At 58.2% G+C, this 13,159-nt stretch carries 16 protein-coding genes; 15 read left to right on the top strand and 1 reads right to left on the bottom strand.

The window, feature by feature from the left end; translation table 11 throughout:
* Positions 1 to 8: 8 nt before the first annotated feature.
* The 14 genes from rplF to bfr all read left to right on the top strand — a co-directional run bounded on the left by rplF (position 9) and on the right by bfr (position 8,726).
* The gene (gene rplF, locus V6093_RS15450; protein WP_003255469.1) at positions 9 to 542 is read left to right on the top strand and encodes a 50S ribosomal protein L6; all 534 of its coding nucleotides are present in this window, start codon (positions 9 to 11) and stop codon (positions 540 to 542) included.
* 10 nt (positions 543 to 552) lie between these two features.
* Positions 553 to 903: a 50S ribosomal protein L18 gene (gene rplR, locus V6093_RS15445; protein WP_003255467.1), complete on the top strand. Its 351-nt coding sequence runs from the start codon at positions 553 to 555 to the stop codon at positions 901 to 903.
* A 3-nt stretch (positions 904 to 906) separates the two neighbouring features.
* Positions 907 to 1,407, top strand: coding sequence for a 30S ribosomal protein S5 (rpsE, locus tag V6093_RS15440; RefSeq protein WP_003255465.1), 501 nt, complete (start codon positions 907 to 909; stop codon positions 1,405 to 1,407).
* Positions 1,408 to 1,409: 2 nt separating this feature from the next.
* On the top strand, positions 1,410 to 1,586 hold the full coding sequence (rpmD, locus tag V6093_RS15435) for a 50S ribosomal protein L30 (protein WP_003255463.1): 177 nt from the start codon (positions 1,410 to 1,412) through the stop codon (positions 1,584 to 1,586).
* Positions 1,587 to 1,589: 3 nt separating this feature from the next.
* On the top strand, positions 1,590 to 2,024 hold the full coding sequence (gene rplO / locus V6093_RS15430; RefSeq protein ID WP_003255461.1) for a 50S ribosomal protein L15: 435 nt from the start codon (positions 1,590 to 1,592) through the stop codon (positions 2,022 to 2,024).
* Complete coding sequence (gene secY, locus V6093_RS15425) at positions 2,025 to 3,356, top strand: preprotein translocase subunit SecY (protein WP_003255459.1); 1,332 nt, start codon at positions 2,025 to 2,027, stop codon at positions 3,354 to 3,356.
* Between the two features lie 28 nt (positions 3,357 to 3,384).
* Complete coding sequence (rpmJ, locus tag V6093_RS15420) at positions 3,385 to 3,501, top strand: 50S ribosomal protein L36 (RefSeq protein ID WP_002555468.1); 117 nt, start codon at positions 3,385 to 3,387, stop codon at positions 3,499 to 3,501.
* 131 nt (positions 3,502 to 3,632) lie between these two features.
* Entirely contained in the window at positions 3,633 to 3,989 is a 357-nt protein-coding gene (gene rpsM / locus V6093_RS15415; protein WP_003255457.1) for a 30S ribosomal protein S13, read from the top strand.
* An 18-nt stretch (positions 3,990 to 4,007) separates the two neighbouring features.
* Positions 4,008 to 4,397, top strand: coding sequence for a 30S ribosomal protein S11 (rpsK, locus tag V6093_RS15410; protein ID WP_003255454.1), 390 nt, complete (start codon positions 4,008 to 4,010; stop codon positions 4,395 to 4,397).
* Positions 4,398 to 4,412: 15 nt separating this feature from the next.
* Positions 4,413 to 5,033: a 30S ribosomal protein S4 gene (gene rpsD / locus V6093_RS15405; RefSeq protein ID WP_003255453.1), complete on the top strand. Its 621-nt coding sequence runs from the start codon at positions 4,413 to 4,415 to the stop codon at positions 5,031 to 5,033.
* A 22-nt stretch (positions 5,034 to 5,055) separates the two neighbouring features.
* Positions 5,056 to 6,057: a DNA-directed RNA polymerase subunit alpha gene (locus tag V6093_RS15400; RefSeq protein WP_003255452.1), complete on the top strand. Its 1,002-nt coding sequence runs from the start codon at positions 5,056 to 5,058 to the stop codon at positions 6,055 to 6,057.
* Positions 6,058 to 6,099: 42 nt separating this feature from the next.
* A complete protein-coding gene (gene rplQ / locus V6093_RS15395) occupies positions 6,100 to 6,486 on the top strand; it encodes a 50S ribosomal protein L17 (protein WP_003255451.1) in 387 nt (128 codons plus the stop codon).
* A 172-nt stretch (positions 6,487 to 6,658) separates the two neighbouring features.
* Positions 6,659 to 8,098 (top strand): catalase, encoded by a 1,440-nt coding sequence (locus V6093_RS15390; RefSeq protein ID WP_179053407.1) that lies wholly within the window; start codon positions 6,659 to 6,661, stop codon positions 8,096 to 8,098.
* 163 nt (positions 8,099 to 8,261) lie between these two features.
* Positions 8,262 to 8,726, top strand: coding sequence for a bacterioferritin (bfr, locus tag V6093_RS15385; protein WP_003255449.1), 465 nt, complete (start codon positions 8,262 to 8,264; stop codon positions 8,724 to 8,726).
* Positions 8,727 to 8,798: 72 nt separating this feature from the next.
* On the opposite strand, the gene uvrA is transcribed toward bfr, so the two are convergent.
* Positions 8,799 to 11,633: an excinuclease ABC subunit UvrA gene (gene uvrA / locus V6093_RS15380; RefSeq protein ID WP_003255448.1), complete on the bottom strand. Its 2,835-nt coding sequence runs from the start codon at positions 11,631 to 11,633 to the stop codon at positions 8,799 to 8,801.
* A 129-nt stretch (positions 11,634 to 11,762) separates the two neighbouring features.
* Here uvrA and V6093_RS15375 point away from each other — a divergent pair, with 129 nt between their 5' ends.
* Positions 11,763 to 13,157, top strand: coding sequence for an MFS transporter (locus tag V6093_RS15375; protein WP_003255447.1), 1,395 nt, complete (start codon positions 11,763 to 11,765; stop codon positions 13,155 to 13,157).
* Positions 13,158 to 13,159 lie beyond the last annotated feature (2 nt).

Here is a 13,159-nt window from a genome sequence, read left to right as displayed (position 1 = left end):
GGATAGACATGTCTCGCGTCGCTAAGAACCCCGTTAAGCTGCCATCCGGTGTCGAAGTCAAATTCGCCGGTCAGCAGCTTTCGGTGAAGGGTGCCAAAGGTACTCTCGAACTGAACGTTCACTCGTCTGTTGAAGTTACCGAAGAGTCTGGTGAGCTGCGTTTCGTCGCTCGCAATGGTGACCAGCAAGCTCGTGCCATGGCCGGTACCACCCGCGCTCTGGTCAACAACATGGTCCAAGGCGTAAGCCAAGGCTTCGAGCGCAAGCTCCAGCTGGTCGGTGTTGGTTACAAGGCACAGGCTAAAGGCACCGTCCTGAACCTGGCCCTGGGCTTCTCTCACCCAGTGGACTACGAACTGCCAGCCGGTATCACCGCTGAAACACCTAGCCAGACCGACATCCTGATCAAGGGTATCGACAAGCAGCTGGTAGGTCAGGTGGCCGCTGAAATCCGCGACTTCCGTCCGCCAGAGCCTTACAAAGGTAAAGGTGTGCGTTACGCGGACGAAGTAGTCCGTCGTAAAGAAGCCAAGAAGAAGTAGGGCCTAGTAAATGACCGACAAAAAAGTTATTCGACTGCGTCGCGCTCGCAAAGCACGTCTCAAGATGCACGAACTCGAAGTCGTGCGCCTGTGCGTGTTCCGCTCCTCGCAGCACATCTACGCCCAGGTCATTTCGGCCGACGGCAGCAAGGTTCTGGCAAGCGCCTCGACCTTGGACAAAGACCTGCGTGATGGCGCCACTGGCAACATCGACGCGGCCACTAAGGTTGGCAAGCTGGTAGCTGAGCGTGCGAAAGCCGCCGGTGTATCTCAAGTTGCCTTTGACCGTTCCGGCTTCAAGTACCATGGCCGCGTCAAAGCGCTGGCTGATGCTGCTCGTGAAGGCGGGCTGGAGTTCTAAGTTATGGCAAATAACGATCAAAAGCGCGACGAAGGCTACATCGAGAAGCTGGTTCAAGTTAACCGCGTTGCCAAAACCGTAAAAGGCGGCCGTATCTTCACCTTCACCGCGCTGACCGTGGTTGGTGATGGTAAAGGTCGTGTTGGCTTCGGCCGTGGCAAGTCGCGCGAAGTACCAGCCGCGATCCAGAAGGCCATGGAAGCTGCTCGCCGCAACATGATCCAGGTTGACCTGAAGGGCACCACCCTGCAGTACGCCACCAAGGCTGCCCACGGCGCCTCGAAGGTTTACATGCAGCCTGCCTCGGAAGGTACCGGTATCATCGCCGGTGGCGCAATGCGTGCTGTCCTGGAAGTTGCTGGTGTTCAGAACGTTCTGGCCAAGTGCTACGGTTCGACCAACCCGGTGAACGTGGTTTACGCCACCTTCAAGGGTCTGAAAGCCATGCAATCTCCTGAATCCATTGCCGCCAAGCGTGGCAAGAGCGTCGAGGAGATCTTCTGATCATGGCAACCGTAAAAGTAACGCTGATCAAGAGCGTCTCGGGCCGTCTGCCTAACCACAAGCTGTGTGTTAAAGGCCTGGGTCTGCGTCGCATCGGTCACACTGTAGAAGTCCAGGATACTCCCGAGAACCGCGGGATGATCAACAAGGCTTACTACATGCTGAAGGTCGAGGGCTAATCGATGAAACTCAATGATCTGAGTCCAGCGCCGGGTTCCCGTCGCGAGAAGCATCGTCCAGGTCGTGGTATCGGTAGCGGTCTGGGTAAGACCGGCGGCCGTGGCCACAAAGGTCAGACTTCCCGTTCGGGTGGTTCGATCGCTCCTGGCTTCGAAGGCGGTCAACAGCCGCTGCACCGTCGCCTGCCGAAGTTCGGCTTCGTTTCCCTGAAGGCCATGGACCGCGCTGAAGTGCGTCTGTCCGAGCTGGCCAAAGTGGAAGGCGACGTGATCTCCGTGCAATCCCTGAAGGATGCCAACGTGATCAACCAGCACATTCAGCGTGTGAAAATCATGCTGTCTGGCGAAGTTACTCGCGCAGTCACCATCAAGGGTATCGCAGCCACCAAGGGTGCGCGTGCGGCTATCGAAGCAGCTGGCGGCAAATTCGAGGAATAAATGGCTAAGCAAGGTGCTCTCTCTTCGCTCGGTAAGGGCGGGATGTCGGAACTCTGGGCTCGTCTGCGCTTTCTGTTCATGGCGATCATCGTCTATCGGATAGGTGCGCATATCCCGGTTCCCGGCATCAATCCGGACCGTCTGGCGGATCTGTTTCGGCAGAATGAGGGGACCATTCTTAGCTTGTTCAACATGTTTTCCGGTGGCGCGCTCGAGCGCATGAGCATCTTTGCACTGGGGATCATGCCGTACATCTCGGCATCGATCATCATGCAGTTGATGACGGCGGTCAGCCCGCAACTGGAGCAGTTGAAGAAGGAAGGTGAAGCTGGCCGTCGCAAGATCAGCCAGTACACCCGCTACGGCACCGTTATCCTGGCACTGGTCCAAGCCATTGGCATGTCCATTGGCCTGGCCAACCAGGGCGTGGCGTTTTCTGCAGGCCTGGGCTTCCACGTCGTCGCTGTTTCCACTTTCGTGGCAGGCGCGATGTTCATGATGTGGCTGGGCGAGCAGATCACCGAGCGCGGTGTGGGCAACGGTATCTCGATGTTGATCTTCGCAGGTATCGTTGCCGGTCTTCCGAGAGCAATCGGGCAGTCTTTCGAGTCTGCACGCACAGGCGATATCAACATTTTCGCCTTGGTCGCCATCGGTTTGCTGGCAGTAGCGATTATCGGTTTTGTGGTGTTCATTGAGCGTGGTCAGCGTCGTATCGCCGTTCATTACGCCAAGCGTCAGCAGGGCCGCAAGGTCTTCGCTGCGCAGACTAGCCACTTGCCGCTGAAGGTGAACATGGCGGGGGTTATCCCGGCCATTTTCGCGAGCAGCATTCTGCTGTTCCCGGCTTCGCTGGGTGCCTGGTTTGGTCAGTCCGAAGGTATGGGCTGGCTGCAGGACATCTCGCAGTCGATCGCTCCTGGTCAGCCGTTGAACATTCTGCTGTTTAGTGCAGGGATCATTTTCTTCTGCTTCTTCTACACAGCGTTGATGTTCAACCCGAAAGACGTAGCGGAAAACCTGAAGAAGTCCGGTGCCTTTATTCCGGGTATCCGTCCTGGTGAGCAGTCGGCGCGCTACATTGATGGCGTTCTGACCCGTTTGACCATGTTCGGTGCTCTTTACATGATGGCCGTCTGCCTTCTGCCCCAGTTCCTGGTGGTGGCAGCAAATGTGCCGTTCTACCTTGGCGGGACCTCGTTGCTGATTGTGGTAGTGGTTGTGATGGACTTCATGTCCCAAGTACAATCGCACCTCGTTTCGCACCAGTACGAATCCCTGATGAAGAAAGCCAACCTGAAAGGCTACGGTGGCAGCGGTTTGCTGCGCTGATACGCCCCTAAGGTTCGAGGAGTCGGTAATGAAAGTTCGTGCATCGGTGAAAAAGCTGTGCCGTAACTGCAAGATCATCCGTCGCGAAGGCGTCGTACGAGTGATCTGCAGCGCGGAACCGCGTCACAAACAGCGCCAAGGCTGAGTGTGATCTGCGCTTCAAACCCAGCAGCTAGTGTGCTGCTGGGTTGATTATTCGTTTCTACAGCGATATTATCTCGCGCCCTATTTCTTGGCTTCCGGGGCGTAGGTAGCTGTCAATTGGAGTCCCACTGAATGGCCCGTATTGCAGGCGTCAACATTCCAGATAACAAGCATACTGTTATCTCGCTGACCTACATCTATGGTGTCGGTCGCACAACTGCACAGAAGATTTGTGCAGACGCTGGTGTAAACCCAGCCGCTAAGATCAAGGATCTGAGCGACGAGCAAATCGAAACCCTGCGTGGCGAAGTCGCGAAGTTCACCACCGAAGGTGACCTGCGTCGTGACATCAACATGAAGATCAAGCGCTTGATGGACCTGGGTTGCTACCGCGGCCTGCGTCATCGTAAAGGTCTGCCGGTTCGCGGTCAGCGCACCAAGACCAACGCACGCACCCGTAAGGGCCCGCGTAAGCCGATCCGCAAGTAATCGCCCAGGAATATAGACATGGCAAAACCTGCTGCTCGTCCTCGTAAGAAAGTCAAAAAGACAGTGGTTGATGGCATCGCCCACATCCATGCTTCTTTCAACAACACCATCGTGACCATCACCGACCGTCAGGGCAATGCGTTGTCCTGGGCGACCTCCGGTGGTTCGGGTTTCCGTGGTTCGCGCAAATCCACCCCGTTCGCAGCTCAGATCGCTGCTGAGCGTGCTGGTCAAGCTGCGCTGGAATACGGTCTGAAGAACCTCGACGTTAACGTCAAGGGTCCAGGTCCAGGTCGTGAGTCCGCCGTTCGTGCATTGAACAGCTGCGGCTACAAGATCGCCAGCATCACCGACGTGACGCCAATCCCGCACAACGGGTGCCGTCCGCCGAAGAAGCGTCGCGTGTAATCAGGAGACAGAAGAATGGCACGTTACATTGGTCCAAAATGCAAACTGTCTCGTCGTGAAGGCACCGATCTGTTCCTGAAGAGCGGCGTTCGCGCTCTGGAATCGAAGTGCAATATCGAAGCAGCCCCAGGTATCCACGGCCAGCGCCGTGGCCGTCAGTCCGACTACGGCACCCAGCTGCGTGAGAAACAAAAAGTCCGTCGTATCTACGGTGTTCTGGAGCGTCAGTTCCGCGGTTACTACCAAGCTGCTGCCTCGAAAAAAGGCGCAACCGGTGAGAACCTGCTGCAACTGCTCGAGTGCCGTCTGGATAACGTCGTTTACCGTATGGGCTTCGGCTCGACTCGTTCCGAGTCCCGTCAGCTGGTTTCGCACAAAGCGATCAGCGTCAACGGTAAGACTGTAAACATTCCATCCTACCAAGTTCGTCCGGGTGACGTGGTCGCAGTCCGCGAGAAATCGCTGGGCCAGTTGCGCATTGTTCAAGCCCTTGAACTGTGCGCCCAGCGTGGCCGCGTTGAGTGGGTTGACGTGGATGCTGCTAAAAAGTCGGGCGTTTTCAAGAACGTTCCTGCTCGCAGCGACCTGTCTGCCGACATCAACGAAAACCTGATTGTCGAGCTCTACTCCAAGTAAGGGCTAGAAAATAGGTGCATCCATGCAGATTTCGGTAAATGAGTTCCTGACTCCCCGCCACATTGATGTGCAGGTAGTCAGTCCGACCCGCGCCAAAATTACGCTCGAGCCTCTCGAGCGTGGTTTCGGCCATACCCTGGGCAACGCGCTGCGCCGCATCCTGTTGTCCTCCATGCCTGGCTGTGCAGTAGTCGAGGCCGAGATCGATGGCGTACTCCATGAGTACTCCGCGATCGAAGGTGTTCAGGAAGACGTAATTGAAATCCTGTTGAACCTGAAAGGTCTCGCTATCAAACTGCATGGTCGTGACGAAGTTACGCTGACCTTGTCGAAAAAGGGTTCGGGGGTGGTTACCGCTGCCGATATTCAGCTGGATCACGATGTCGAGATCGTCAACCCCGATCACGTAATCGCGAACCTGGCGTCGAACGGCGCTCTGAACATGAAGCTCACTGTAGCTCGTGGTCGTGGTTACGAGCCGGCCGACTCCCGTCAAACCGACGAAGACGAAAGCCGTAGCATTGGCCGTCTGCAGTTGGACGCCTCCTTCAGCCCGGTGCGTCGTATCGCCTATGTGGTCGAGAACGCCCGTGTTGAACAGCGTACCAACCTGGACAAACTGGTCATTGATCTGGAAACCAACGGCACCCTGGATCCTGAAGAGGCTATCCGCCGCGCTGCGACCATTCTGCAACAGCAGCTGGCCGCGTTCGTCGACCTCAAAGGTGACAGCGAGCCTGTCGTAGTCGAGCAGGAAGACGAGATCGATCCGATCCTGCTGCGTCCGGTTGACGACCTGGAACTGACTGTACGTTCGGCCAACTGCCTCAAGGCGGAGAACATCTACTACATCGGCGACCTGATTCAGCGTACCGAAGTAGAGCTGTTGAAGACTCCTAACCTGGGTAAGAAGTCCCTGACTGAAATCAAGGACGTTCTGGCCTCTCGTGGTCTGTCTCTCGGCATGCGCCTCGACAACTGGCCGCCTGCAAGTCTTAAGAAAGACGACAAGGCGACCGCCTGATCGTCGTAATCACCGAACGTAGTGTTTGGTAAGGAATGAATCATGCGTCATCGTAAAAGTGGACGTCACCTGAGCCGTACCAGCTCTCACCGCAAGGCTATGTTCCAGAACATGGCAGTGTCGCTGATCGAGCACGAGCTGATCAAAACCACCCTGCCGAAAGCCAAGGAACTGCGCCGCGTTGCCGAGCCGCTGATCACCCTGGCCAAGGAAGACAGCGTTGCTAACCGTCGTCTGGCCTTCGACCGTACCCGTTCGAAGTCCGCTGTTGGCAAACTGTTCAACGACCTGGGCAAGCGTTACGCCACCCGTCAGGGCGGCTACCTGCGCATCCTGAAGTGCGGTTTCCGCGCTGGCGACAACGCGCCTATGGCGTACGTCGAGCTGGTTGATCGTCCGGTCGGCGGTGCTGTAGAAGCTGCTGAGTAAGACGTTCTGTCTGCTACAGAAAACCGGGCCTAGTGCCCGGTTTTTTGTTTTTACATCTATTGTTTATTTCTATTGATGTAAGTCATGTAATGAATTTGTTCCTGTAATCTTGCTCGTCAATACTCTCTCTACAGCCGATTAGCCGGCCCTTGAAGACCGAAAAGGAGAGCCCATGAGCAAGATTCTCACCACCGCCAGCGGTGCACCTGTAGCCGACAACCAGAACTCCCGCTCCGCCGGCCCGCGCGGTCCGCTGTTGCTCGACGACTTCCACCTGATCGAGAAGCTCGCCCATTTCAATCGCGAGAACATTCCTGAGCGTCGCGTCCATGCCAAAGGCTCGGGCGCCTACGGTACCTTTACCGTTACTCACGATATCACCGGCTATACCAGCGCCAAGCTGTTCGAAGAGGTCGGTAAACAAACCGAGACTTTCTTACGCTTCTCCACCGTTGGTGGCGAGCGCGGCTCTGCAGATACCGAGCGTGACCCGCGTGGCTTCGCGGTGAAGTTCTACACCGAGGAAGGCAACTGGGACATCGTCGGTAACAACACGCCAGTGTTCTTCATTCGCGACCCATTGAAGTTCCCGGACTTTATCCACACCCAGAAGCGCCACCCGCAGTCCAACCTGAAGAACGCTCAGATGATGTGGGACTTCTGGTCGCATTCCCCAGAAGCGCTGCACCAGGTCACCATCCTCTTTTCCGATCGTGGCATTCCGGACGGCTATCGCCACATGCATGGCTTTGGCAGCCACACCTACAGCCTGATCAATGCAAAGGGTGAGCGCACTTGGGTCAAGTGGCACTTCAAGACCCAGCAAGGCATCAAGAACCTCACCCCGACAGACGCTGCACGCCTGGCAGGTACCGACCCGGATTACGCTCAGCGCGACCTCTTCGAGGCCATTGAGCGTGGCGACTACCCGCGCTGGACTGTCTGCATTCAGGTGATGAGCGAAGCCGAGGCTGCCAGCCGCGACGAGAACCCATTCGACGTGACCAAGACCTGGTCGCAGAAGGATTATCCGCTCATCGAGGTGGGTGTGCTGGAGCTCAACCGCAACCCGCTCAACTATTTTGCAGAGGTCGAGCAGGCCGCGTTCGGCCCGAGCAATATGGTGCCCGGCGTCGGTCTTTCACCGGACCGCATGCTGCAAGGCCGTGTATTCGCCTACGCCGACGCGCACCGCTATCGCGTTGGCACCAACCACCAGCAATTGCCAGTCAACGCGCCACGTTGCCCGGTCAACAGCTATCAGCGCGACGGCTCGATGGCCACCGGCAGTTACGGTAGTGCACCGAACTACGAGCCAAACAGCTACAGCGATGCCCCGAAACAGTCGCCACGTCATGCTGAGCCAGCATTGGCCCTGAATGGTTCGGCTGATCGCTACGATCACCGTGAGGACACTGACTACTTCAGTCATGCCGGCGCGTTGTTCCGTTTGATGAGCGATGAGCAGAAAGCCCTGCTGATCAGCAACATCGCCGGTACCATGGCCGGTGTCAGCGAAGACGTGATTCAGCGTCAGCTACAGTACTTCTTCAAGGCGGATCCGGCCTATGGCGAAGGGATTGCGAAGGCTTTGGGCATCAATATCGCCTAAGTCGAAGTGATAAGAAGAACCGCCCTCATTTGGGCGGTTTTTCAATGAATATCACTACTGTTTAACCGATTTTTTGCGTCTGATTGCGCGTTTTTCAGTGACCATAGGCAAAAGCTGGTTCACACTATGTGGCATAGACGTTTTCACATGGAGAATCAGGGCGATGCAAGGCCACCCGGATGTAATCAACTATCTCGTCACGCTGCTGAAGGGCGAACTGGCGGCACGCGACCAGTACTTCATTCATTCGCGCATGTACGAAGACTGGGGCCTGTCCAAGCTCTACGAGCGCATCAACCACGAGATGGAGGAAGAGACGCAGCACGCCGATGCCCTGATGCGTCGTATCCTCATGCTCGAAGGGACCCCTGACATGCGTGCGGATGACCTGGAGGTCGGTAGCACCGTGCCGGAAATGATCGAGGCAGACCTCAAGCTCGAATACAAGGTGCGCGGTGCGCTTTGTAAAGGCATCGAGCTATGCGAACTGCACAAGGACTACGTCAGTCGTGACATCCTGCGTGCGCAGCTGGCCGACACCGAAGAAGATCACACCTACTGGCTTGAGAAGCAGCAGGGCCTGATCAAGGCCATCGGGCTGGAAAACTACCTGCAGTCGCAGATGTAAGTTACCCACAGGCTCAAGTAAAAGCCCCTGGCACCCTCGGTACCAGGGGCTTTTTCATTGCGCTGGCAACACTTAGGCCCGGTCCCGCTCCAGCAATGGTTTCAGGTAATGGCCGGTATATGACTGCTTCATCTCGCTCAGCTCTTCTGGCGTACCGCAGGCAATGATCTGCCCACCCTTGGAGCCGCCCTCAGGCCCCAGGTCAACCAGCCAGTCGGCAGTCTTGATCACATCCAGGTTATGCTCGATCACCACCACGGTATTGCCGTGGTCGCGCAGGCGATGCAACACATCCAGCAGCTGCTGGATATCGGCAAAGTGCAGACCGGTAGTAGGTTCGTCGAGGATGTACAAGGTCTTGCCGGTATCGCGCTTGGACAGTTCGCGCGACAGCTTCACCCGCTGCGCCTCACCGCCGGACAACGTGGTCGCTGATTGCCCCAGTTTGATGTACGACAGGCCCACATCCATCAACGTTTGCAGCTTGCGCGCCAGCGCCGGCACCGCATCGAAGAACTCTCGGGCATCCTCGATGGTCATTTCCAGCACCTCGTGGATGTTCTTGCCCTTGTACTTGATCTCCAGGGTTTCGCGGTTGTAGCGCTTGCTCTTGCACACGTCACACGGCACGTAGATGTCCGGCAGGAAGTGCATTTCCACCTTGATCAGGCCATCGCCCTGGCAGGCCTCGCAACGGCCCCCCTTGACGTTGAATGAGAAACGCCCCGGACCATAACCACGCGAGCGTGACTCCGGTACACCGGAGAACAGCTCGCGGATCGGGGTGAAGATGCCGGTGTAGGTCGCCGGGTTGGAGCGTGGTGTGCGGCCGATCGGGCTCTGGTCGATATCCACCACCTTGTCCAGGTGCTGCAGGCCGTCCATGCTGCTGTGCGGTGCGGCTTCCAGACTGCTTGCGCCATTGAGTGCCGTGGCGGCCAAGGGGAAAAGGGTGTTGTTGATCAGCGTCGATTTGCCCGAGCCGGATACACCAGTCACGCAGGTCAGCAGGCCGATTGGTACTTCCAGGTCGACGTTCTGCAGGTTGTTGCCACGCGCGCCTTTGAGCTTGAGCTGCAGCTTCTTGTTGCGCGGCGTGCGCTTGGCCGGCACGACGATCTTCTTGCGCCCGGACAGGTACTTGCCAGTCAGCGAATCGGGATGGTTCATGACCTCCTGGGGCGAGCCCTCGGCGACGATCTGCCCACCGTGAACACCGGCGCCTGGGCCGATATCGACCACGTAGTCGGCCAGCCGAATGGCGTCCTCGTCGTGTTCCACCACGATCACCGTGTTGCCCAGGTCGCGCAAATGGTTGAGGGTGGCCAACAGGCGGTCGTTGTCGCGTTGATGAAGGCCGATGGACGGTTCATCGAGGATGTACATCACCCCCACCAGACCGGCGCCGATCTGGCTGGCGAGTCGGATACGTTGCGCTTCACCGCCGGACAAGGTGTCGGCGCTACGATCCAGGGTCAGGTAGTCGAGGCCGACATTGACCAGGAACTGAAGTCGTTCGCAGATTTCCTTGAGGATTTTTGCCGCGATTTCGCCACGGCGGCCGGTGAGGGTCAGTTGACCAAAGTAGTTGCTGGCTTCACCGATCGGCAAGTTGGTTACCGCCGGCAGGGTTTTCTCGCCCACCCACACATGGCGCGCCTCGCGGCGCAGGCGCGTACCCCGGCAATCCGGGCACGGTTGCGTACCAAGGAACTTGGCCAGTTCTTCACGCACTGTGGCCGATTCGGTTTCGCGGTAACGGCGCTCAAGGTTCGGCACAATGCCTTCGAACGGGTGCGATCGCTTGACGATATCGCCTCGGTCGTTGAGGTATTTGAAGTCGACACTCTGCTTGCCGCTGCCCTGCAGGATCACCTTCTGGTGTTCGGCCAACAGCTCACCGAAAGGCTCCTCCAGGCTGAAGCCGTAGTGCGCTGCCAACGAACCGAGCATCTGGAAGTAGTACACGTTACGCCGGTCCCAGCCGCGGATCGCGCCTTCGGCCAAGGTCAGTTCGGTGTTGACCAGGCGTTTGGTGTCGAAGAACTGCTTGACCCCCAGGCCGTCGCAAGTCGGACAGGCGCCCGCCGGGTTGTTGAAGGAAAACAGCTTCGGTTCCAGCTCGCTGATCGCGTGGCCGCACACCGGACAGGCGAAGCGCGCGGAGAAGATCGTCTCTTCGCCTTGTTCGTCGTCCATCGGTGCCACCAGGGCAATACCATCGGCCAGCTTCAACGCGGTTTCGAACGATTCGGCCAGGCGCTGTTGCAGGTCGGCGCGGACTTTGAAGCGGTCCACCACCACATCGATGCTGTGCTTCTTCTGCTTGTCCAGCTTGGGCAACTCATCGAGTTCGTAGAGCTTGCCGTTGACCCTGGCCCGCACGAAGCCCTGGGCGCGAAGCTCGTCAAACACCGCCAGGTGTTCGCCCTTGCGCTCGCGCACCACCGGCGCGAGCAGCATCAGCTTGCTGCCTTCCGGGCGCTCCAGCACCAGGTCGACCATCTGGCTGATCGTTTGCGCCTCCAGCGGGATATCGTGGTCCGGGCAGCGTGGAGTACCGACGCGGGCGTACAACAGGCGCAGATAGTCGTAGATTTCGGTGATGGTGCCGACCGTGGAGCGCGGGTTGTGCGAGGTCGACTTCTGCTCGATGGAAATCGCCGGCGACAGGCCTTCGATGGTGTCGACGTCGGGCTTTTCCATCATCGACAGGAACTGCCGGGCGTAGGCCGACAGCGATTCCACGTAGCGGCGCTGGCCTTCGGCGTACAAGGTATCGAACGCCAGGGACGACTTGCCGGAACCGGACAGGCCGGTGATCACGATCAACTTGTCCCGGGGCAGGGTCAGGTCGATGTTCTTCAGGTTGTGGGTACGTGCCCCACGAATCAGGATCTTGTCCACTGCGGCCTCGCTTGGCGGGCATAAACAAGGAAGTATACGGCGCGCCAGTATGACGCGGCAAAGCGTCGCGTTGATGCCGTCAAGCTGTCGGACTGATAGAATCGCCGCCGGTTCACACGAGGTTAATCCATGCACGACACCCACAACGAGCGCATGAGTGGCGGCGAAACCCGCGCCGCTGGCGGCCTTGCCCTGGTCTTTGCCTTTCGTATGCTGGGCATGTTCATGGTCTTGCCGGTACTGGCCACCTACGGCATGGACCTGGCTGGTGCCACGCCTGCCCTGATCGGCCTGGCCATTGGTGCCTATGGCCTGACTCAGGCGGTATTGCAGATCCCGTTCGGGATGGTTTCTGACCGCATCGGTCGCCGACCGGTGATTTATCTGGGGCTGGTGATCTTTGCCCTGGGCAGTGTGCTGGCGGCCCAGGCTGACTCTATCTGGGGCGTGATTGCCGGGCGCATCCTGCAGGGCGCGGGGGCAATTTCTGCCGCGGTGATGGCACTGCTGTCGGACCTCACCCGCGAACAACACCGGACCAAGGCCATGGCCATGATCGGCATGAGCATCGGGCTGTCGTTTGCTGTCGCCATGGTCGTTGGTCCATTGCTGACAAGTGCCTTTGGTTTGTCAGGTTTGTTCCTGGTTACGGCCGGGCTTGCCTTGGTCGGCATCCTGTTGATCGCGTTTGTCGTACCCAACACCCACAGCATTTTGCAGCACCGCGAGTCGGGGGTGGCGCGCCAGGCCATCGGCCCGACACTGCGTCATCCGGACCTTCTGCGCCTGGACATAAGCATTTTCATCCTGCACGCCGTCCTCATGGCCAGCTTCGTTGCGCTGCCACTGGCGTTCGTCGAGCGTGGCGGCCTGCCCAAGGAGCAGCACTGGTGGGTGTACCTGACTGCGCTGTTCATCTCATTTTTTGCAATGGTCCCGTTCATCATCTACGGCGAAAAAAAGCGCAAGATGAAACGAGTGTTGGCCGGCGCAGTCAGTGTCCTGCTGCTGACAGAGATATACTTCTGGGAGTGGGCTGACGGTTTGCGCGGACTGGTGATTGGCACCGTGGTATTCTTTACCGCATTCAACCTGCTGGAGGCTTCGCTGCCTTCTCTGGTGAGCAAGGTATCGCCTGCCGGTGGCAAGGGGACGGCAATGGGGGTGTATTCCACCAGCCAGTTCCTCGGTGCAGCGTTAGGCGGGATCCTTGGCGGCTGGTTGTTCCAGCACGGTGGGCTGAACACGGTGTTCCTCGGTAGCGCGGTGCTGTGTGCTATCTGGCTGATCGTCGCCTTGCGCATGAACGAGCCGCCATATGTGACCAGCCTGCGCATGCCCCTGACGCCTGAGGCGGTCCGGGAAGCCGGCCTGACCGAGCGCCTGATGGCCGTGCCGGGTGTGACCGACGCTGTGGTGGTGGCAGAAGAAGCCGCCATCTATATCAAACTGGATACGAAAATTTTGGACCGTGCGACCCTCGAGCGACTGGTGAATCCAGCCTCTTCGGCGTGCGAAGCCTAGGA

Source organism: Pseudomonas putida group bacterium ESBL64, assembly GCF_045277175.1.
Classification (GTDB): domain Bacteria; phylum Pseudomonadota; class Gammaproteobacteria; order Pseudomonadales; family Pseudomonadaceae; genus Aquipseudomonas; species Aquipseudomonas alloputida.
Note: the sequence above shows the minus strand (reverse complement) of the source record. Positions and strands in the feature narration are given on the sequence as shown.

Excerpts from the sequence above, each read along its gene's own strand:
- rplF (WP_003255469.1), top strand. The coding sequence starts at position 9 with ATGTCTCGCGTCGCTAAGAACCCCGTTAAGCTGCCATCCGGTGTCGAA.
- rplR (WP_003255467.1), top strand. The coding sequence starts at position 553 with ATGACCGACAAAAAAGTTATTCGACTGCGTCGCGCTCGCAAAGCACGT.
- rpsE (WP_003255465.1), top strand. The coding sequence starts at position 907 with ATGGCAAATAACGATCAAAAGCGCGACGAAGGCTACATCGAGAAGCTG.
- rpmD (WP_003255463.1), top strand. The coding sequence starts at position 1,410 with ATGGCAACCGTAAAAGTAACGCTGATCAAGAGCGTCTCGGGCCGTCTG.
- rplO (WP_003255461.1), top strand. The coding sequence starts at position 1,590 with ATGAAACTCAATGATCTGAGTCCAGCGCCGGGTTCCCGTCGCGAGAAG.
- secY (WP_003255459.1), top strand. The coding sequence starts at position 2,025 with ATGGCTAAGCAAGGTGCTCTCTCTTCGCTCGGTAAGGGCGGGATGTCG.
- rpmJ (WP_002555468.1), top strand. The coding sequence starts at position 3,385 with ATGAAAGTTCGTGCATCGGTGAAAAAGCTGTGCCGTAACTGCAAGATC.
- rpsM (WP_003255457.1), top strand. The coding sequence starts at position 3,633 with ATGGCCCGTATTGCAGGCGTCAACATTCCAGATAACAAGCATACTGTT.
- rpsK (WP_003255454.1), top strand. The coding sequence starts at position 4,008 with ATGGCAAAACCTGCTGCTCGTCCTCGTAAGAAAGTCAAAAAGACAGTG.
- rpsD (WP_003255453.1), top strand. The coding sequence starts at position 4,413 with ATGGCACGTTACATTGGTCCAAAATGCAAACTGTCTCGTCGTGAAGGC.
- V6093_RS15400 (WP_003255452.1), top strand. The coding sequence starts at position 5,056 with ATGCAGATTTCGGTAAATGAGTTCCTGACTCCCCGCCACATTGATGTG.
- rplQ (WP_003255451.1), top strand. The coding sequence starts at position 6,100 with ATGCGTCATCGTAAAAGTGGACGTCACCTGAGCCGTACCAGCTCTCAC.
- V6093_RS15390 (WP_179053407.1), top strand. The coding sequence starts at position 6,659 with ATGAGCAAGATTCTCACCACCGCCAGCGGTGCACCTGTAGCCGACAAC.
- bfr (WP_003255449.1), top strand. The coding sequence starts at position 8,262 with ATGCAAGGCCACCCGGATGTAATCAACTATCTCGTCACGCTGCTGAAG.
- V6093_RS15375 (WP_003255447.1), top strand. The coding sequence starts at position 11,763 with ATGCACGACACCCACAACGAGCGCATGAGTGGCGGCGAAACCCGCGCC.